Here is a 19,343-nt window from a genome sequence, read left to right on the forward strand (position 1 = left end):
GCCACAATGGACACCACCAGCACGCCGCAGACCGCCCGGATCTGGAACTACCTGCTCGGGGGCACCGACAACTATCCGGCCGACCGGGAGGTCGGTGACCAGATCATCCAGGGCATGCCGCAACTGGCCGAGAACGCGCGGCTCTCGCGCGGGTTCCTCATCCGCGCCGCCCGCTACCTGGCGGGCGAGGCCGGCGTGCGCCAGTTCCTCGACATCGGCTCCGGCCTCCCGGCCGCCAGCAACACCCACGAGGTCGCCCAGGCCGTCGACCCGTCCGCGCGCGTCGTGTACGTCGACTACGACCCGCTGGTCGCCGCACCCGCCCGGACGATGCTGACCAGCACTCCGGAAGGCGCCACCGACTACCTCGAAGCCGACATGCGCGACGCCCCGACGATCCTGCGCGAGGCGTCCCGCACGCTCGATCTCGACCAGCCGGTCGCGCTGTTCCTGATGGGCGTCCTCGGACACGTGGAGTCCGATTCGGAAGCCAAAGCCATCGTCGGCGGATTCCTCGACGCACTCGCGCCCGGCAGCTACTTCGCGATGTACGACGGCAGCGACACCAGCGAGGCCAACACGGAGGCCGTCCGCATCTGGAACATCTCCGCCAACCCGAAGTACCACCTGCGCAGCGTCGACCGGCTCACCGCCCTGTTCGACGGGCTGGAGATCGTCGAACCGGGCGTGGTCCCGGTGACCCAGTGGCGGTCCGAGCACCCCGCCGAGCCGGTCGACCAGTATTGCGCGGTGGGGCGCAAACCCGCCTAACTCTGCACGGTCGGGCGAATGACCACTTCGTTGACGTCCACCGAATCAGGTTGCTCGATCGCGTACGCGATCGCCTGGGCGATGGCCGACGGAGGGATGGCGATCTTGTCGCGCATCGCGAGGAGGTCGGCGCGGACCTCGCGATCGCTGGAGGCTTCGGCGAAGTTGGTGGCGATGAAGCCGGGGGTGACCGTCGTGACGCGGTAGGCGCCCTCGGATTCCTGGCGGAGGCCCTCGGCGATCACCCGTACGGCGGTCTTCGTCGCGGCGTACACGGCCATCGTCGGGAGCGTCCAGAACGCGGCGGTCGACGCGGTCGTCACGAAGTGCCCGCTGCCCTGCGCGCGGAACACCGGTAACGCCGCCGCAATCCCATGCAGAATGCCTTTGAGATTGACGTCGATCATGGCGTCCCATTCGTCGACGCGCAGATCGGCGAGGTGCGAGACCGGGCCGATACCGGCGTTGCCGACCAAGACGTCGAGGCGGCCGTGGCGTTCGAGCGCGAGGTCCACGAGCGCGGCGACGTCGTCGCGGTTGCGGACGTCGGTCGTCGCGGAGGCGGCGCCGAGTTCCGCGGCGAGAGCGTCCAGGCGGTCGGTGCGCCGCGCCCCGAGTACGAGCTGTGCCCCCTGCGACGCGAGCAGGCGGGCGGTCGCCTCGCCGATGCCACTGCTGGCACCGGTGATGACGACGACTTTGGTGGTTGTTCCCATGCATCGAACGGTAGGAATGGGGGCGTGGGAGTGACCATGAGCGAACGTTCGGATCGTGTGCGCGATCGTTCGGGGGACGTGCTGCCGGACGCGCTGGCGATGGTCGGCGCGCGGGCGGCCCGGTCGTCGACGTTCGCGGGCGGGGGTGACTGGGCACTGCGGTTCGCCGGGTCGCGGCACGCGAAGGTCGTCGCGGTCGAGCAGGGCACGTGTTGGGTACGCACGGGCTCCGCCGACCCGGTCCTGCTCCGCGCCGGCGACGCCTATCTCCTCAGCGGTGTCGACTACGTCACCGCGAGTGACCCGGGTCTGCGGCCACGCGACGGAGCGTCAGCGGCCGTCGACCCCGCGCGGTACGAGGCGGGGAGCGGGGCCACCACCGTGCGGATGGTGGGGAGTTCGTTCGACTTCGTGCACGCTGACGGCGCGCGGCTGCTGCTCGACGGGCTCCCCGCCGCGCGCAAGCTCCGGCCCGGCATCGCGGCCACGATCTCCCTGCTCGCCGCCGAAGCCGCCACCGGGGGCCGGGCCGGTGAGGCGCTGCGGTGGCACCTGAGCCAGTCGCTCTACCTGCAGGTCTTCCGGTCGAGCGCCCTTGCGGGCGCACTCCGCGAACCGGGCATCGGCGACGCTCTGCTCGCCCTGCACGAGCGCCCCGCCGAACCCTGGACGGTCGCCCGCCTCGCCACCGTCGCCGGACTGTCCCGCACCGTCTTCGCCACCCGCTTCACCGCGCTGATCGGCGTCCCCCCGATGCGGTACCTGCTCCGACGGCGGATAGCCGGCGCCGAAACCGACCTCGCCGCCGGTCGAACCGTCGCATCGGTCGCGGGCCGCTGGGGCTACGCGTCGGAGAGCGCGTTCAGCGCCGCGTACAAACGCGTCACCGGGCACCCACCAGGTGCGCGAATGCAGCATCCTTTTCGGTATGACTGACGCACATCCGCTCCTCCGGTACTTTCTGGACGCCGCCGACGGCCGCTTTCCGGACGCCGACGGGACGGTGACCACCGTGCCGGCGCTGGACGGTGGAAAAGAGGCGTCGGTCGCGTTCACCGGGCACGCCGTGGTCGCGACCGCCCTGAGCCCCGCGCAGGTCGCCGCCGAGAAGCCCGACGGGTTCGGCCGCTCGATGTCCCCGGAGTTCCTGCGGGTCCTCGCCGGGCCCGCGGGTGACGTCGGCGACCTGGACGTCACCGTGGTCGCCCGGGGCCGGGGCGGCTCGGCGGCGCTCCCCGCCGTGACCGACGCCGACGACCACCCCCGCGTCGCGTTCGCCCGCGCGCGCCGGTCGAACGTCCGCGTCTACGGCGACGAGCGGGGCCTGGTGACGCTCGCCGAGGGCATCGCCGGGCGACTCGAGATGTCGGTCGAGCTGCACGCCCAGACCCCACCGGGCCGCGGGAACGGCCGCTCGCTGATCCGCGAGGCTCTCTCGCTGGTGCCGCGCGACGAGGCCGTGTTCGCGGGGGTCTCCCCGGGCAACGCCCGCTCGCTCCGGTCGTTCCTCGCTGTCGGTTTCACCCCGATCGGCAGCGAGGTCCTGATCCGGCCGTCGCGATGAAGCTGTTGTCGTTCAACGTCCTCGATCTGTACGGCGACCCGGCCGAGGAGCCGCGGTTCCACGCGATCGAGAAGTACCTGCGCGCGTCGGACGCCGACGTGATCGCGGTACAGGAGCTCATCGGGCGCGTGGCGGGAGGCCGACGCCGCCCAGGTGCTGCGCGCGATCAACATCGGGACGACACCGGGGCTGGTCGGCGGCGACTTCAACGGCGTCAGCGCCGACGACCCCGACCCCTACGAGGGCGTGCCCTGGCGTCCCGCGCATGCGTTCGGCCTCGCGCCCGAGGGAGGCGCCGACCGCCGGGCCGCGTTCCTGCTCGAACGGCAGGGCCGGTTGCAGGACTGCGCGCGGCTGACACCTCTCCGACCACTGTCCGGTCGAGGTTCAGCTCGCGAACTCCCGGAGGTAGGCCGCCAACTGGTCGGCGTCTTCCGTCGGCATGGTGTGGTGGCTGGCTTCCGCGACGGCGCGCGTCGTGACGTCAGGCAGAAGGCTGTGGGCGACGCGCGCCACCCGCGCGGTGTCCTGTGACCGGCTACGGCCACCGGTGACGACGAGCGTGGGCTGGGAAAAAGCCCTCAACTGCTCTTCTGTGGGACGCTTGGGGAGCACCGGGCTCTGCCATTTGCGGGTGGTGGTGGCGCGCATGAGCTCCATCCAGGCGGGGTCGAGCGGGCGGCCGCCGGTTTCCCAGTCGAAGAGGCGCTGGAGTCGCCGGGGTGTGTTGCCGAGCAGAACGGGGAGTCCGCGAACCAGATAGGCGGGCGCCATCGGTGCGAAACAGGACGACGGTTCGAAGAGCACCAACCGGTCGACGCGGTCGGGGTGAGCGAGCGCGTAGGTCAGCGCGATCCAGCCGCCGTAGGAGTGGCCGCCGAGGACGATCCGGTCGAGGCCCAGGCCGGTCAGCACGGCATCGAGCCAGGCTGGTGGATCGGTGAGCTTGGTGTTCTCGCTCATCCCGGGATCGCCCACGAGGTCGGGCGCGTACACACGGAACCCGTCGGCCAGGTGGTTCGCGGCGGCGAACCAGGCGGTGGACGTGGCGCCACCGCCGTGCAGCAGCACGATCGGGGTGCCGGCGCCGCACACCTGCACCCGCGTGCGGCCGCTGGGCGTCGCGACATCGAGCGATTCGGTGCCGGCCGGCCACTGGGCGAGGACGGCGTCGTAAGCTGCCTCGAATTCGATCACCCCTACTGTCTACATCATGTAGTCAGTGCGGGTTCCCGGTTCGCGGCAACTTCGGTGATCACCAGGTCCAGGAGCGCGTCGGCCCGCTCGTTCTCGACCTGGCAGCTGCCCGCGGCGCGGTGACCGCCGCCGCCGTGGCGCAGCATGACCGCCCCGATGTCGGTCGGCGACGTGCGGTCGAGGATCGACTTGCCGACGGCCAGCACCGTGTTCGTGCCGCCGCGGCCCGGCAGCACGTGGATCGACACCCGCGACTGCGGGAACAGGGCGTAGACCATGAACCGGTTGCCCGCGTGGATGACCTGCTCGCGCCGGAAGTCGACGACGACGACGTCGCCGTGCATGTGCCCGAGGCGCCGCAGCTGCTCGGTGAACGCGTTCGCCTGCTTGCGGTACACCTCGACCCGCTCGGCGACGTCCGGCTGAGCGAGGATGTCGTCGACCGTGGGGCTCGCCGCGCAGAGGCTGATCAGCTTCATCATCAGCTGGTAGTTCGAGATCTTGAAGTGCCGGAACCGGCCGAGGCCCGTGCGGCTGTCCATGAGGAAGTTCAGCAGCGTCCAGCCCTCGGGATAGAAGATGTCCTCGAGGTCGTACGCGCCCGAGTCGCCGGCGTCGACAGCCTTCATCATCTCGTCGGAGACCGTCGGGAAAACCTTCTTGCCGCCGTAGTAGTCGTAGACCACGCGCGCCGCGGACGGGGCATCCGGCCGGATGACGTGGTTGGTCGCGTTCGCGCTGACCCGCAGCGTCTCCGAGCGGTGGTGGTCGAAGACCACGTGCGCGTCGGGGGAGTACGGCAGGTTCGTCAGGATGTCGCGCTCGGTGATCTCGAGGAGGCCGTCCTGCACCGGCTTGGGGTGGACGAACACTATCTCGTCGATGAGGTCCAGGTGCTTGAGGAGGACAGCGCAGACAAGTCCGTCGAAGTCGCTGCGGGTCACCAGGCGGTATTTCATCGCGGTTCCTCAGGCTCTCGGCGGCTCTCGCTCTACGGTGGCCTCGCGTCGGTTGCGGGAGAGCCTGGCTTGAGGTGTAAATCGGGAGTTTCTGGCTGGAACTGAGAGCTGTTGCTGCCAGTCGTCAGTGGCTCAGTCGTCGATTTCGGGGCTCGGCCTCGGAAGAATTCCGGCGGGTGTGTCCGATCGGGTGGGGGGCGTTCGTAGCAGGGTTGAATCGCGACCGACGAACGAGGAGATGAGCCCGATGGCGCAGTACCTGATGTCCGTGCTCGACGACGGTACCAACCCCGGAAGCGCAGAAGAACAAGCCGCTATCGACGTCTTCAACGACACGCTGAAGTCCGACGGACACTGGGTGTTCGCGAACGGTCTCGCGCTGCCGTCAGCAGCCACCGTCGTCGACGGGCGCGACGGCGAGCCGGTGTTCACCGACGGGCCGTACGTGGAGTCGAAGGAGTACGTCATCGGGCTGTGGATCATCGACGCCCCGCACCTCGACGTCGCGCTGCGTCTGGCCGCCGAGGGCTCCAAAGCCTGCAACCGGCGGCTCGAGCTCCGACCGATGCACGGCGAATGACCGACGTCACCGAGACGATCGCCCGGGTCCACCGCGAGGAGTGGGCCCGGGTCGTCGCGACGATGGCCAGGCGCCTCGGCGACCTCGACATCGCCGAGGAAATGGCGGCCGAGGCGTTCGCGACCGCCGTCGAACGCTGGCCGGTCGACGGGATGCCGCCGAACCCCGGTGCCTGGCTGACCACCACCGCCCACCGTAGGGCGATCGACCGCCTGCGCCGGGAGGTCAAACGCGACGAGAAGCACCGGGAGGCACTGATGCTCACCGACACCCCCGAGCCGCTCGGCGCGATCGACGACGACCGCCTGCGCCTGGTCTTCACCTGCTGCCACCCCGCGCTGTCCATGGAGGCGCGCATCGCGCTGACGCTCCGCCTGGTCGGTGGCCTCACCGTGCCCGAGATCGCCCGCGGGTTCCTCGTCGAAGAAAGTGCGATGGCGCGGCGGATCACCCGCGCGAAGGCGAAGATCGCGGCGGCGAAGATCCCGTACGGGGTGCCGTTGCGCGACGACCTGCCCGCGCGCGTCACCGGTGTGCTCGCCGTCCTCTATCTGATCTTCAACGAGGGCTACCTGACCTCCGATCCGGACCGGCCGCCGCTGCGCTCCGAACTGACCGACGAGGCGATCCGGCTGACCCGCTTGATCCGGGAACTGCTGCCGGCCGACGGCGAGGCCGCCGGGTTGCTGGCCTTGATGCTGTTGACGCAGGCCCGGCGGGCCGCGCGGGTGTCTTTCCGCGGTGAGCTCGTCGCCCTGGGCGAGCAGGACCGCGGGGCGTGGGACCGCGCGCTGATCGCCGAGGGGCACGCGCTGGTCCGGGCGCGGCTCGCGTCGGGGGAGGCGCCGGGGCGCTACCAGGTGCTCGCCGCCATCAACGCCGTGCACACCGACGCCCTCGACGTGCGGGACACCGACTGGTCGCAGATCGTCGCCCTGTACGAGCAGTTGACCCGCCTCGACCCGTCGCCGATCGTGCGGCTCAACCGGGCGATCGCGGTCGCCGAGATCGACGGTCCGCAGGTCGCGCTCGCGCAGCTGGACGGTCTGCCGCTGGACGCGTACCACGCCTACCACGCCACCCGTGCCGACCTGCTGCGCCGGCTGGGCCGCAGTGCCGAGGCCCGCGAGGCCTACGACCGGGCCATCGCCCTCTCCACCAACGCGGGGGAGACGGCCTACCTCACCCGCCGCCGCGCCCAACTAGCGGGTTGACCGCAGACCTCCGGCCGGCCGACGACGCGCTGGTCGGGCGGTAATTGAGCCGACATTGTCGGTGGGGCGCGCAACACTGTCGCGGTGCTCCTGACGCTGTCGACCACCCACCAGCCCGCCACCGACCTCGGGTACCTGCTCCACAAGCATCCCGACAAGGCACTGCGCTTCGACGTCGCCACCGGCGCCGCACACGTGGTGTGGCCCGAGGCGACGCCCGAGCGCAGCACCGTCGCGCTCCTGCTGGAGATCGACCCGATCGCCCTGGTGCGCTCCCAGACACCCCAGGCGCTGAGCCAGTACGTCAACGACCGGCCGTACGTGGCCTCGTCGATGCTGTCGGTCGCGCTCGGCAAGGTGTTCCGCACCGCGCTCAACGGCCGCTGCGACGCCCGGCCCGACCTCGCCGAGCGTCCGCTGCCGCTGGAGATCCGGCTGCCCGCGGTGCCCAGCCAGGGCGGCCCGGAGCTGCTCGAGCGGCTGTTCGCCCCGCTGGGCTGGGCCGTGCGCGCCGCGCCGATCCCGCTCGATCCGCAGGTACCCGCCTGGGGGAATTCGCGGTACGTGTCGCTGGAGCTCACCGGTGAGGTACGGCTGGCCGATGCGCTGAATCACCTCTACGTCCTGCTGCCGGTGCTCGACGACGCCAAGCACTACTGGGTCAGCGAGGACGAGGTCGAGAAACTGCTGCGCGCCGGTGAACGCTGGCTCGCCCGCCACCCCGAGCGCGATCTGATCACCCGTCGCTACCTGCGCCACCGGCGGTCCCTGGTGCTCTCCGCCGTGGGTCGGCTGGCCGAGGTCGACGACACCGAGCCGGAGGCTCTCGACAACGCGGTCGCGGCCGAGCAACGCCCGCTGGCCCGCCGCCGGATCGACGCGGTCGTCGCCGCGCTCGTCGAGGAAGGCGCCGCGAGCGTCGCCGACGTCGGCTGCGGTGAAGGCGCTCTGCTCCGCGCGCTGCTCAACGAGCCACGGTTCGCCCGCGTCCTCGGCGTCGACGTCTCGGCCCGTGCGCTGGAGGCCGCGGCCAGGCGCCTGAACTTCGACCGGATGTCCGACCACGTCCGGGCACGGATCGAGCTGATCCAGTCCTCGCTCACCTACCGCGACGACCGCCTGCAGAACTACGACGCCGTCGTCCTGATGGAGGTCATCGAGCACGTCGACCCGCCGCGCCTGCCCGCGCTCGGCCGCACGCTGTTCGGCACCGCCCGCCCGAAGACGGTGCTGGTCACCACACCCAACGCCGAGTACAACGTCCGCTACACCGGCCTGGCCGCCGGTGCGGTGCGCCACCCCGACCACCGGTTCGAGTGGACCCGCGCGGAGTTCCGCGCCTGGGCCGGGCACACCGCGGCCGAGTACGGCTACACCGTCCGCTACCAGCCGATCGGCGACGAGGACCCCGAGCTCGGCCCGCCCACCCAGCTGGCGATCTTCCGGCGCGAGGAGGCCCGATGACCACGCTGTCCATTCCCGAGCTGTCACTGGTGTGCCTGGTCGGCGTCAGCGGATCGGGCAAGTCCACGTTCGCCCGCGCCCACTTCGGACGGTTCGAGGTTCTCTCCAGCGACTTCTGCCGCGGGCTGGTCGCCGACGACGAGAACGACCAGAGCGCGACCGCGGCCGCGTTCGACGTCCTGCACCACATCGCGGGTGTCCGGCTCGCCGGTGGGCGCCTGACCGTCGTCGACGCCACGAACACCCAGTCCCAGGCCCGCAAGTCGCTGATCGAGCTGGCCCGCGCGCACGACGTCCTGCCGGTCGCGATCGTGCTCGACGTGCCCGAGAAGGTCTGCCTGGCACGCAACGCCGACCGGGCCGACCGCGACTTCGGCGCCCCGGTCATCCGCCGCCAGAGCGACCAGCTGCGCCGCTCCCTGCGCTCCCTGCGCAAGGAGGGCTTCCGCACCGTCCACGTGCTGCGCGGCGAGGAGGAGATCGCCGATGCGGTCATCGTCCGCGACAAACTGCTCAACGACTTCCGCGACGACCACGGGCCGTTCGACGTCATCGGCGACGTCCACGGGTGCCGCCGCGAACTCGAGACGCTGCTCACCCGCCTGGACTACACGCTCGTCCACGACGCCGAGGGCCGGGCGATCGACGCTGTTCCGCCCGCCGGGCGCACAGCGGTGTTCGTCGGCGACCTCGTCGACCGCGGACCTGACGCCCCCGGCGTGCTGCGGCTGGTGATGGGCATGGCCGCCGCCGGGCACGCCCGCGCCGTCCCCGGCAACCACGAGAACAAGCTCGTCCGGGCACTGCGCGGGCGCGACGTGCAGCGCACCCACGGGCTGGCCGAGACGCTCGACCAGCTCGGCGAGCAGCCGCCGGAGTTCGTCGCCGACGTCGAGCGGTTCTGCGACGGGCTCGTGTCGCACCTCGTGCTCGACGACGGCAAGCTCGTCGTCGCACACGCCGGGCTCAAGGAGGACTACCACGGCCGCGCGTCCGGCCGGGTGCGCAGCTTCGCGCTCTACGGCGACACCACCGGCGAGACCGACGAGTACGGGCTCCCCGTCCGCTACCCGTGGGCCGAGGAGTACCGGGGCCGCGCGATGGTGCTCTACGGGCACACGCCGATCCCCAAGCCGCAGTGGATCAACAACACGATGTGCCTCGACACCGGCTGCGTGTTCGGCGGCAGCCTCACCGCGCTGCGCTACCCGGAGAAAGAGCTGGTCAGCGTCCCGGCCGAACGCGTCTGGTACGAGCCGGTGCGGCCGCTGTCCCCGGAAGCGACGCGTCGCGGAGACGAGTTGGCGATCACCGACGTCACCGGCCGCCGTGGCGTGGAGACCCGGCTCGCCGGTCGCGTGACGGTCCGCGAAGAGAACGCCGCCGGCGCCCTCGAGGTGATGAGCCGGTTCGCGCTCGACCCGCGCTGGTTGATGTACCTGCCGCCGACGATGGCACCGTGCGCCACCGCGCCCACCGGCGACCTGCTGGAGCACCCCACCGCGGCGTTCGACGCCTACCGCTCGGCCGGCGTCGACCGGGTGATCTGCGAAGAGAAACACATGGGCTCCCGCGCGGTGGTGCTGCTCTGCCGGGACGCGCAGGTCGCCCACACCCGTTTCGACGCGACGCCGGGCTCAGGAGGGGCCGTCTGGACGCGCACCGGGCGGTCGTTCTTCGGCGGCGCGCTGACCGAGGAGTTCCTCGGCCGCCTGCGCGGCGCGGCCGAGAGCGCCGGGCTCTGGGCAGACGCCGACTGGCTGCTGTTCGACGCGGAGATCCTGCCCTGGTCCGCCAAGGCCGACGAGTTGCTGCGGCAGCAGTACGCCGCCGTGGGCGCCGCCGGGCGCGCCTCCACCCCGGCCGCCGCCGACGTGCTGGCCGCCGTGGCCGCCCGCGGTGTCGACGTCGGCGACCTGCTGGGCCGGGCCACGGCCCGTGCGCACAACGTCGAGGCATTCACCGCCGCCTACCGGCGGTACGTCTGGCCGACCGCCGGCTTGACGGGCGTCGAGATTGCGCCGTTCCAGCTGTTGGCCTCGGGCCCCGCGGAGGGAGAGGGGCGCACCTGGGCCGACCACGACCACGCCTGGCATCTGGACGTGGCCGATCGGCTCGCCGCGGCCGACGCGTTCGTGCGGCGCACGGGGCGGCTCGTGGTCGACGTGAACGACCCGGACTCGTGCGGAGCCGGGGTCGCGTGGTGGGAGGAGCTGACCGGCGCCGGTGGTGAGGGCATGGTCGTGAAGCCGCTGGCCAACGGGGCGGTCGGCCGACGGGTGCAGCCGGGCATCAAGGTGCGCGGCCGCGAGTACCTGCGGATCATCTACGGTCCCGACTACACCGAGCCGGGCAACCTCGAGCGGCTGCGCCAGCGGGGGCTGGGCCGCAAACAGTCGCTCGCGCTGCGCGAGTACGCGCTCGGCATCGAGGCGCTGGAACGGGTGGCGCGCGGCGAGCCGCTCTGGCGGGTGCACGAGGCGGTGTTCGCGGTGCTGGCGCTGGAGTCCGAACCGACCGATCCCCGCCTGTGAGTGGCGATCCACGGAGTTCGTGCGGGACCCGCTCGGTGTGGCTTCGTCGTACCGCGGCCCGTCCGCCCTCACGCGCTGAGCGCGAGCACCGTGACGGTGTTCGACGCCCGGTTGCTCAGATACCCGGTGCGGCCGTCGGGAGAGACAGCGAGCACCCACGGTCCGCGGCCGGCCTTCACCGTGGCCGTCACTTTCGCCGTGGCGGTGTCGACCACCGTCAGCACGTTGCCGCCCTCGGCCGCGAAGTAGGCGTGCCTGCCGTCGGGCGCGATCGTCACGCAGCGCGGGTGGTTGCCCACCGGGATGGTGGCGATCGTGCGCCGGGTACGCAGATCGATCACCGACGCGGTACTCACGTCGAAGTTCGCGGTGAACGCACGGGTGCCGTCGGGCGTCACGGCGACGCTGTGCGGACTGCGGCCGACGGGGATGTCGGTGATCCGTGTCTTCTCGGCGGTGTCGATGAGGATGACCCGGTGCGAGTCGTGGTCGGCGACCAGCGCGATCGGCCTGGTGGGGTCGAACGCGACCCAGTGCGGGGTGGGTTCGACCGGGACAGTGGCGACGTGTTCGTTGGTGGCGGTGTCGTAGACGACGATGGTGTCCTTGTCGTGGTCGGGCACGTAGAGGCGCTTACCGTCGGGTGAGACGGCCATCGCGTACGGGCTGGACCCGGTCTTGTCGAAGCCCGCGGTGATCCAGGTGATCGGCTTGTTGGTCGCGGTGTCGACGACGGCGACCGCGTTGCCGCCCTTGGTCGTGTAGTTGTGGGTGGCGGCGAAGAGCCGTTTGCCGTCCGGCCTCATCGCCAGGTACTGCGGGTCCTCGCGGAGGCGGACCGTGCCGATCACGGTCTTCGTCGCGGTGTTGATGACCGACAGGCTGCGGGCGTCGCTGTTGGCGACGTAGGCCCGGGTGCCGTTCGGGGCGACGACGATGCCCTGCGGGCCGGCGCCGACGCGGATCGTTCCGACGACCCGGGGCGTACCGGTGCTCGGTGCGGGCACGGGTTTTCGCGCTGGGGTCGCCTTGGCCGGGGCCACCGTGGCCGGGGGCGGGCTCGCGGCCGGAGTCGTGTCCTCGCGGTCTCCGGTCAGGTAGAGGCCGAGTGCGGCGGCCAACGCCATCACCAGGAACGTCGCTACCGCGACCGGGAGCGCGGAGCGGCGACGCCGGGACGCCGGGGGATAGAGCGGTGGCGGGTCCCCGGGCCCGGGGAGCTCCTCCCTGTCGACGACCGTCTCGGGCGCACGCCGGTGGCTGGCCAGCGTCTTGTGCTGCGAAGAACGGACCGCCGGGAGCCCGGTCGGGCGACGCAGAGTAACAGTCGGCGCGTCCGCAGGCTCGATCGGCGGAGCCGGTGCGGCCGGTGCGGCCGGTGCGGCCGGTGCGGCCGACGGGGCCGACGGGGCCGACGGGTTCGGCGCCGCCGGACGGGCCAGGGCCGGGGCGGCCGGCGGGGCCGGGGCCGGTGCGACGGAGACCGGTGGCCGCCATGGAGGTGCGGGCGGACCAGCGCGGTAGGCCTCACGCAACCGCGCGATCAGTTCGCGCGACGTCGCGGGCCGGTCCTCCGGATCCTTCGCCATCGCCGCGGCCAACACCGCATCGCCGTCCGGCGGAAGACCCGGCACGACCGTCGACAGCGGAGGCGGCTGCTCGGTCATGTGCGCCCAGATCACGGCCACGTGATCCTCGCGCGCGAACGGCGGAACGCCGCTGAGCACGTGGTAGACCACGCATCCCAGCGAATAGATGTCGGCGCGGTGATCGACGGGCCGGTTGGCGATCTGCTCCGGAGCGACATAGGCGATCGTGCCGAGGAACTGCCCTGCGGTGGTGAGACCGGTGAGGCTCGCGCTGCGCTTGGTGAGCCCGAAGTCGGTGAGGTAGACGTGGCGCGACTCCAGGTCGGTCCCCTCCGCGCCGGTCAGCAGAACGTTTCCGGGCTTCACGTCCCGATGGACGAGGCTGCGTGCGTGCGCGGCGTCCAGTGCGCCGGCGACCGAGCCGAGCACCGTGAGCGCCTCGTGCACGTCCAGGCGCCCCCGCCGGGTGAGCACCGCGTCCAGATCCTCGCCTTCGATGAAGCGCATCGCGAGGTACAGCAGTCCGTCGTGCTCGCCCGCCTGGTAGATCGGGAGCACGTTCGGGTGGTCCAGCGACGCCGCCAGCTCGCTCTCCCTGGTGAAGCGGGCGCGGAACGTCGGGTTCTCGGCGAGCTCCGGTGCGATGATCTTCAGCGCGACGGGCCGGCCCAGCCTGCGGTCGACCGCCTTGTAGACCATGGCCATCCCGCCGCGCGCGACGAACGACTCGACGCGGAAGCCGTCGACCTCCTGGCCGACCTCGAGAACCATCCGGTCATGGCGACCCACGCGGTAACCCCCTGCCGGCGTAGTCCCTTCGCGACGGTGGACGCTTCGCTGGCGAGCGTAGGCAGACGGGCCGAGGGTGGGGTAGCCGCCTTTCGGCGGGCAAACCAGACGTTTCGCGCTCACGTCAGCGCAAGCGTTGACAGGCGAGGTAGGTTGTCAACGTCGATGATGACGGACGATCGGCGGCCCCATGCAGAAGAACTCGCGACTGGCCGACTGGATCCGCCAGCAGGCGCGCAACGTCCCGAACCGGCGGTGTTTCGTCACCGAGCAGGGCGCCACCACGTTCGCCGAGGTCAACGCGCGGGTGAACCGCGTTGCCGGTGGGCTGGCGCGGTTCGGGGTCCGCACGGGCGACCGGGTCGCGCTGTTCGCCACCGACTCACCCGAGTACATCGAGACGCTCCTCGCCTGCGCCAAGCTCGGCGCGGTGTTCGTGCCGCTGAACCCGCGCCTGGCGCTGCCCGAACTGCAAACTCTGTTACGCACCGCCGAGGCGAAGGTGCTGTTCTACAGCGAGCGGTATGCGGACCTGGTCCACGCGCTCGACGTGCCCGGTCTCACCGCGATCGTCGACTACGGCGCCGGCTACGCCGAACTCCTCGCACACGACAACGACGACGAGGCCGACGTCGAGGTCTCCGACGACGACACGGTGTGCCTCGCGTTCACCAGCGGCACGACCGCGACCCCCAAAGCCGTCGTGCACTCGCAGCGCTTCGCCAAGCACCTCTCGATCCACTCGATCCTGTCCCTGCGCCTCCCCGGAACCGCGTTCCACTACTCCGCGGCGCCGCAGTTCCACATCGCCGGGATGCACCTGGTGCTCGGCGGCATCGCGCTCGGCTACCCGTCGCTGATCCTGGCGGCCTTCGACCCGGCCACCGCGGCCCGCTGGATGAGCACCGGTGGCCTCGACCGCGTCTTCCTCGTGCCGACGATGATCGACTCGCTGCTCCAGCACGGCGCCGGTGACTTCTCCCGGATCCGCCACATCGTCTACGGCGGTTCGCCGATGTCACCCGCGCTGCTGCGGCGCGCCATGGACACGTTCGGCTGCGACTTCACCAACGCGTTCGGCGCCGGCACCGAGGCCGGAACGCAGACCGTCCTCACCCCCGAGGATCACCGCCTCGCGCTCGCGGGTCAGGAGCATCTCCTGGGGTCGATCGGCAAGCCGGCGCCCGGCGTCGATCTGAAGCTGTGCGACGACGAGTGGAACGAGGTGCCGGACGGCGACATCGGCGAGATCGTCACCCGGTCGGACGCGGTGATGGACGGCTACCTCGGGCAACCGGAGGCGACGAACGACGTCCTGCGCGACGGCTGGTTCCGCTCCGGCGATCTGGCCTACCGGGACAGGGACGGCTATCTGTACCTGTCGGGGCGCACGAAGGACATGATCATCCGCGGTGGCGAGAACATCTATCCGATCGAGATCGAGACGGTCCTTGCCGCACATCCGTCCGTGCGGGAAGCCGCGGTCGTCGGCGTCGCGGACGAGCACTGGGGCGAAATCGTGCGCGCACACGTCGTGCTCGAACCGGGCGCCGCGTTCGACGAACGCTCCGTGCAGGACTTCTGCCGTCAGCGCCTGGCCACCTTCAAAGTGCCAACACTTTTTGCGACGCACAGCGAGCTGCCGCGCAACGCCGCCGGCAAGGTCCTGAAACGCGAACTCCGGAGCCGCTAGACCTTGCGGCCGACTGCGCAGACCATTTCGGTCCACGACGGGTCCTCGGTGGCCTCGTCGGGCCAGTCCGGGCGCCACTGCGGCAGCCAGACGAGGCCCGGCTCGAGCAGTTCCCAGCCGGTGAGCAGCTGCGCGACCTCCTCGCGGGTGCGGAACGTCGTGGGGTCACGCGTGTTGCGGTAGACGCCGGACACCTTCGCGACGTTCTCGGGCCGCCGATCGACGGTGCCGTGCGAGAGCGCCAGGTAACTTCCCGGCGCGACGGCCTCGCGGTACCGCGCAAGAACGCCGGCGGGGTCGTCGTCGGGAGAAACGAAGTGCAGAACCGCGACGGCGAGGACGCCGACCGGCTGATCGAAATCGATCAGCCGGCGGGTGATGGGGGAGTCGAGGACCTCGTCGGGGTGGCGGACATCGGCGTGCACGACACCCACGTCGGTGCGCCCGCCGAGGATCGTTTCGCTGTGCGCGATCGCGACCGGATCGATGTCGACGTAGACCACGCGGGCGCCGGGGCTGACGGCGTCGATGACCTGATGGACGTTGCCGGCGGTGGGGATGCCGGAGCCGAGGTCGAGGAACTGGCGGACACCGGCCGCGAGCAGGTGTTTCACGGCGCGGGCGAGGAACGCGCGGTTGGCCTGGGCGATGAGCGCGGCGTTCGGGTAGATCTCCACGACGCGGGCCGCGGCCTCCCGGTCGACGGCGAAGTTGTGGCCTCCGCCGAGGTAGTAGTCGTACATCCGCGCTGCTGAGGGCCGCTCGAGGTGCGGCTGGTCGACGTGCCGCCGCCCGTCGTCGTCCTGCGGTGCTTCCACCGTGATCCCCCCGTCGGTCATCTGTCCACAGTATCCTCAAGACGTCCGGAACGGGCAGGTCGCACCACAGCATTATCGTGCCGGTATGTACCACTGGAGTGAGCCGGGCTCGACGCCGACCGCGGCGATCTGGCGCGACGCGTTCATCGACCTGCACGGGGACAGTCGCGTCACGCTGGCCGAGGCGGGCCCGTGGGCCGGGCGCCTGGACTGGCAGCAGTCGAAGTCCTATGGCATCGCACTGTGCGGCAACGTCCGCGAGGAGTTCGTCCGGCAGCGGCGGCACATCCGCAACGATCCGCGCGGGACGTTCGAACTGCTGGTGCCCACTGCCGGAAGCGCCCAGGTGGAGCAGGCCGGCGTCACAGCGGAGATCCGTCCCGGCGCCCTCGCGCTGTGCGACGTGGATCGCCCGGTCACGTTCTCCCACGCCGAGGACTTCCTGTCGATCGCGCTGCTGGTCCCGATCGAGGCCGTCCATCGCCGCAACAAGCGCCAGGATTCCCAGGCCCTCGACGGCACCGCCGGGCTGGGGCGCCTGATCCGGACCATGGTGATCACGCTCCAGGAGGAGCGCGAGCAGCTGTCCGAGGCGAGCTTCGACATCGCGTGCGAGCAACTGCTCGACCTCGTCTGCCTGGCCGCCGACGGCGCCGTGGATTCCGCGCCGTCGGCGCAGCGCGAGGAGGTCGAGGCGCAGGTCCGGACGTACGTCCGGCACCACGCCGCCGAGCCCGACCTCGCGATCGGGGGCATCGCGGGCGCCCTCGGCTGGTCGACCCGCTACATCCAGGACGTGCTGCAGGCCGCGGGCACCACGTCCCGCGACCTCATCCGCACCGAACGGCTGCGCCTGGCGCGCACCCGTCTGGCCAGCACCTCCTGGCGCCACCGGTCGATCTCGCAGATCGCGCACGCGTGCGGGTTCGCCAGCCACGCCTCGTTCACCACCGCCTACCGGCAGGAGTTCGGCCAGACCCCCAGCGAGACCCGTCAGGCCAGCGCGCCGCCGTCGACGCGCAACGTGCTGCCGGTGATGTAGGCGGCGTCGGGCCCGGCGAGGAACGCCACCGCGGCACCGACCTCGTCCGCGCTCGCGTACCGGCGCAACGGGATCGTCTGCACGAACACACGGCCCAGGTCCGAGTCCGGCGGTACGGCCATGTCGGTGTCGATCAGTCCGCACTCGATGACGTTCACCGTGATCCGCCGCGGGGCGACGTCGTTGGCCCACGCCCGGGTGTACGCGCTGACGGCCGCCTTGGTCGCCGCGTAGTCCGCGACGCCCGGCGTGCCGGTGCGGGTGCCGAGGGCCGACGACAGGGTGACGATCCGGCCGCCGTCGCTCATGTGCTTCAGGGCCAGGTAGGTCGTGTCGGCCACGCCGGTGACGTTGACGGCCGTCTGGGCGTCCCGGTCGGCGGTGGACAGCTCGCCCGGCAGGAAGATGCCCGCGCTGTTGACCAGGATGTCGATCCGGCCGAACTGCTGCACGACCGCGTCGACCATGGCTGTCACGTGGGCCCGGTCGGCCTGATCGGCCTGTACCGCCTCGGCGCGCACCCCCTCCGCGCGCAGTTCGTCGAGCACGGCCTTGGCCTTCTCCGCCTGCCGGACGTAGGTGATGACCACTGCCGCACCCAGCCGGGCCAGCCGCCGAGCCGTCGCCGCGCCGATGCCTCGGCTCCCGCCGGTCACCACCGCGACCTTGCCGGACAGAACCTTCTCGCTCACGTGTTTCCCTTCGCGTCGAACGTGCTGCCCACGCTGCTCGACGCGAAGCCGACGCGCTTTCGCCCCGGCGCACTGCCCTTGCGCCCAGCCGCATGACATCGTCAGCACGTGCGCGTCGACGAGGAAACAGTGACCCTGCGGGAACGCCAGATGTCGTCGCTGCGTGGTGCGCGCGCGGCGCTCATCGTCGTCGACGTGCAGCGCTCGTTCGCCGACCCGGCGTACCTCGTCGACTACGGTCTGCAGCCGTCCGCGTCCGTCGCTGTCGCGTCCGCCGTCAAGAACACCAGTGCGCTGGTCGAGGCCGCACGCGCGGCGAACGTGCCGGTGGCCTGGGTCGGCCTCGGCACCGACCCGGCCACGCCCTGGCGGGCCAGCGTCTGGTTCCGCACCGGCGACCACAACACCCCGTACGGCCCGGACGAACCGTGCGTCCTCGACACCCCCGGTGCCGAGTGGTACGGCCTCACCCCGGCCGCCGACGAGATCCAGGTGACCAAGCGCGGCTACAGCGGCTTCCTCGGCACCGGGCTCGAAGCGGCGCTCCGACGAGACGACATCGACTGGGTCGCGGTGGCGGGGCTGACCAGCGACTGCTGTGTCGCCGCCACCGCCACCGACGCGTTCCAGCTGGGCTGGCCGGTGCTCCTGCCCACCGACGCGACCGCCGCGTACGACGTCGCCGTGAACGAGGCCGCGCTGACGCAACTCGCGCTCAACGTCGCGGTCACGACGACGGTGGAGGAGTTGGTTGATCGATGGTGAGCCGCGCGAGTTCCAGCGTGCGGCGGGCGACGTCCGGGGGCGTGCCGAACGGCTTCACGCGCAGATTCACACCGGTGATTCCCCAATCCCGGTACCGGCGGAAAGCAGCGCCCACCTCCGCCGGGCTGCCCACCAGCACCGACGGGCTCGGCGGATCACCGGGCACCGACTCCCACAACCCCCGCGACGCGTAGTAACCCGCCACCGGCGCGAAGTACTCGTCCGCGAGTTCCCGTGCCCGATCCCCGTCGGGGTGGATCAGACACAGCCGGTTCGCGACGACGTCCCCGTCCGGGACGAGGTCGCGATAGGCGGTGGCCTGGCGGGCCAGCAGCCGGTCGGTGTAGTTCGTCGCCGCGTAGTAGCCGTCCCCGAGTTCGGCCGCGCGCCGCACCGCGACCTCGGCACCGCCGCCGACCAGCAACCGCGGCCCGCTCACCGGGTTCGGTGCCACCTCGTCCCAGGCGGTGCGCAGTGCCCTCAGCATGGCGTCCGGATGAAGGCGGGAACCGAACCGGGACCGGAGCTCGGCCGGGCCCAGGCCGACGCCGACGGTCAGCCGACCGCCGGAGAGCTGGTCGAGCAGCGCGGTCTCGTACGCCAGGCGCAGCGGATCGTAGGCGCGCAGCAGCAGCACGCCGGTGCCGAGCCGCAGGGACGTCCGCCCGGCCAGGTGCGAGAGCACGAGCAGCGCCGCCGGCAGGTGGAACGGCTCGGGCTTCCGGTGGTAGCTCTCGCCGATCCAGACGCCGTCGACGCCGACGTCCTCGGCCGTGCGCAGCACCGGCAGCGCGGCCGTGACCTGGTCCGCAACCGGAGCCGCCGACCCGAGGTCGAGCGCGAGTCCTAATTTCACCCCTCCCACGCTAGCCTCAGGTAGATACCGCGCAAAGGAGCACGATCATGACGAGCTGGACCGTCCCCTGGGACGACTGGCGCACCGACCCCGAGGACAT

17 protein-coding genes are annotated in these 19,343 nt (G+C 71.4%); 10 read left to right on the plus strand and 7 right to left on the minus strand.

Going from position 1 to position 19,343, the window contains the following annotated elements; genetic code table 11:
* The first annotated feature begins 6 nt into the window (after positions 1-6).
* Positions 7-771, plus strand: a complete 765-nt coding sequence (locus tag ACGFY5_RS09100) for an SAM-dependent methyltransferase (RefSeq protein ID WP_392719051.1) — start codon at positions 7-9, stop codon at positions 769-771.
* Here the strand turns inward: ACGFY5_RS09100 and ACGFY5_RS09105 are convergent.
* Positions 768-1,487 carry an SDR family oxidoreductase gene (locus ACGFY5_RS09105; RefSeq protein WP_392719052.1) on the minus strand — a complete coding sequence of 240 codons (720 nt, stop codon included), beginning with the start codon at positions 1,485-1,487 and terminating at the stop codon, positions 768-770. The two genes, ACGFY5_RS09100 and ACGFY5_RS09105, sit on opposite strands and share 4 nt — an antisense overlap.
* A gap of 36 nt (positions 1,488-1,523) precedes the next feature.
* Between ACGFY5_RS09105 and ACGFY5_RS09110 the strand changes: the two genes are divergently transcribed.
* Both ACGFY5_RS09110 and ACGFY5_RS09115 read left to right on the plus strand, forming a co-directional pair.
* Positions 1,524-2,423 (plus strand): AraC family transcriptional regulator, encoded by a 900-nt coding sequence (locus ACGFY5_RS09110; RefSeq protein WP_392719053.1) that lies wholly within the window; start codon positions 1,524-1,526, stop codon positions 2,421-2,423.
* Positions 2,416-3,051, plus strand: a complete 636-nt coding sequence (locus tag ACGFY5_RS09115) for a hypothetical protein (RefSeq protein ID WP_392719054.1) — start codon at positions 2,416-2,418, stop codon at positions 3,049-3,051. Before ACGFY5_RS09110 ends, ACGFY5_RS09115 begins: the two co-directional genes overlap by 8 nt.
* A 387-nt stretch (positions 3,052-3,438) precedes the next feature.
* Here ACGFY5_RS09115 and ACGFY5_RS09120 read toward each other — a convergent pair whose 3' ends face one another.
* Together ACGFY5_RS09120 and ACGFY5_RS09125 are read right to left on the minus strand one after the other, a co-directional pair.
* Positions 3,439-4,248, minus strand: coding sequence for an alpha/beta fold hydrolase (locus ACGFY5_RS09120; protein ID WP_392719055.1), 810 nt, complete (start codon positions 4,246-4,248; stop codon positions 3,439-3,441).
* A 14-nt stretch (positions 4,249-4,262) separates the two neighbouring features.
* Entirely contained in the window at positions 4,263-5,207 is a 945-nt protein-coding gene (locus tag ACGFY5_RS09125) for an exopolyphosphatase (protein WP_392719056.1), read from the minus strand.
* A gap of 247 nt (positions 5,208-5,454) precedes the next feature.
* Between ACGFY5_RS09125 and ACGFY5_RS09130 the strand changes: the two genes are divergently transcribed.
* The 4 genes from ACGFY5_RS09130 (at position 5,455) to ACGFY5_RS09145 (ending at position 10,999) form a co-directional block, all read left to right on the plus strand.
* On the plus strand, positions 5,455-5,787 hold the full coding sequence (locus ACGFY5_RS09130) for a YciI family protein (protein WP_392719057.1): 333 nt from the start codon (positions 5,455-5,457) through the stop codon (positions 5,785-5,787).
* Positions 5,784-7,001, plus strand: coding sequence for an RNA polymerase sigma factor (locus ACGFY5_RS09135; RefSeq protein WP_392719058.1), 1,218 nt, complete (start codon positions 5,784-5,786; stop codon positions 6,999-7,001). The genes ACGFY5_RS09130 and ACGFY5_RS09135 overlap by 4 nt, the downstream gene beginning before the upstream one ends.
* A gap of 84 nt (positions 7,002-7,085) precedes the next feature.
* Positions 7,086-8,465: a 3' terminal RNA ribose 2'-O-methyltransferase Hen1 gene (locus ACGFY5_RS09140; protein WP_392719059.1), complete on the plus strand. Its 1,380-nt coding sequence runs from the start codon at positions 7,086-7,088 to the stop codon at positions 8,463-8,465.
* Positions 8,462-10,999, plus strand: a complete 2,538-nt coding sequence (locus ACGFY5_RS09145) for a polynucleotide kinase-phosphatase (RefSeq protein ID WP_392719060.1) — start codon at positions 8,462-8,464, stop codon at positions 10,997-10,999. Before ACGFY5_RS09140 ends, ACGFY5_RS09145 begins: the two co-directional genes overlap by 4 nt.
* Before the next feature lie 68 nt (positions 11,000-11,067).
* Here ACGFY5_RS09145 and ACGFY5_RS09150 read toward each other — a convergent pair whose 3' ends face one another.
* Positions 11,068-13,359: a protein kinase gene (locus ACGFY5_RS09150; RefSeq protein WP_392719061.1), complete on the minus strand. Its 2,292-nt coding sequence runs from the start codon at positions 13,357-13,359 to the stop codon at positions 11,068-11,070.
* Positions 13,360-13,567: 208 nt separating this feature from the next.
* On the opposite strand from ACGFY5_RS09150, the gene ACGFY5_RS09155 reads away from it, so the two are divergent.
* On the plus strand, positions 13,568-15,070 hold the full coding sequence (locus ACGFY5_RS09155) for a class I adenylate-forming enzyme family protein (protein ID WP_392719062.1): 1,503 nt from the start codon (positions 13,568-13,570) through the stop codon (positions 15,068-15,070).
* Here the strand turns inward: ACGFY5_RS09155 and ACGFY5_RS09160 are convergent.
* Positions 15,067-15,909 (minus strand): SAM-dependent methyltransferase, encoded by an 843-nt coding sequence (locus ACGFY5_RS09160; RefSeq protein WP_392719063.1) that lies wholly within the window; start codon positions 15,907-15,909, stop codon positions 15,067-15,069. The genes ACGFY5_RS09155 and ACGFY5_RS09160 overlap by 4 nt on opposite strands.
* Before the next feature lie 64 nt (positions 15,910-15,973).
* Here ACGFY5_RS09160 and ACGFY5_RS09165 point away from each other — a divergent pair, with 64 nt between their 5' ends.
* A complete protein-coding gene (locus ACGFY5_RS09165) occupies positions 15,974-16,930 on the plus strand; it encodes an AraC family transcriptional regulator (RefSeq protein ID WP_392719064.1) in 957 nt (318 codons plus the stop codon).
* On the opposite strand, the gene ACGFY5_RS09170 is transcribed toward ACGFY5_RS09165, so the two are convergent.
* Positions 16,882-17,622: an SDR family NAD(P)-dependent oxidoreductase gene (locus tag ACGFY5_RS09170; protein ID WP_392719065.1), complete on the minus strand. Its 741-nt coding sequence runs from the start codon at positions 17,620-17,622 to the stop codon at positions 16,882-16,884. The genes ACGFY5_RS09165 and ACGFY5_RS09170 overlap by 49 nt on opposite strands.
* A 108-nt stretch (positions 17,623-17,730) precedes the next feature.
* Between ACGFY5_RS09170 and ACGFY5_RS09175 the strand changes: the two genes are divergently transcribed.
* Positions 17,731-18,387 (plus strand): cysteine hydrolase family protein, encoded by a 657-nt coding sequence (locus ACGFY5_RS09175; protein ID WP_392719066.1) that lies wholly within the window; start codon positions 17,731-17,733, stop codon positions 18,385-18,387.
* On the opposite strand, the gene ACGFY5_RS09180 is transcribed toward ACGFY5_RS09175, so the two are convergent.
* A complete protein-coding gene (locus ACGFY5_RS09180; RefSeq protein WP_392719067.1) occupies positions 18,350-19,243 on the minus strand; it encodes an LLM class flavin-dependent oxidoreductase in 894 nt (297 codons plus the stop codon). The genes ACGFY5_RS09175 and ACGFY5_RS09180 overlap by 38 nt on opposite strands.
* Positions 19,244-19,343: the final 100 nt, after the last annotated feature.

It is taken from the genome of Cryptosporangium sp. NPDC048952, assembly GCF_043197895.1.
Classification (GTDB): Bacteria; Actinomycetota; Actinomycetes; order Mycobacteriales; family Cryptosporangiaceae; genus Cryptosporangium.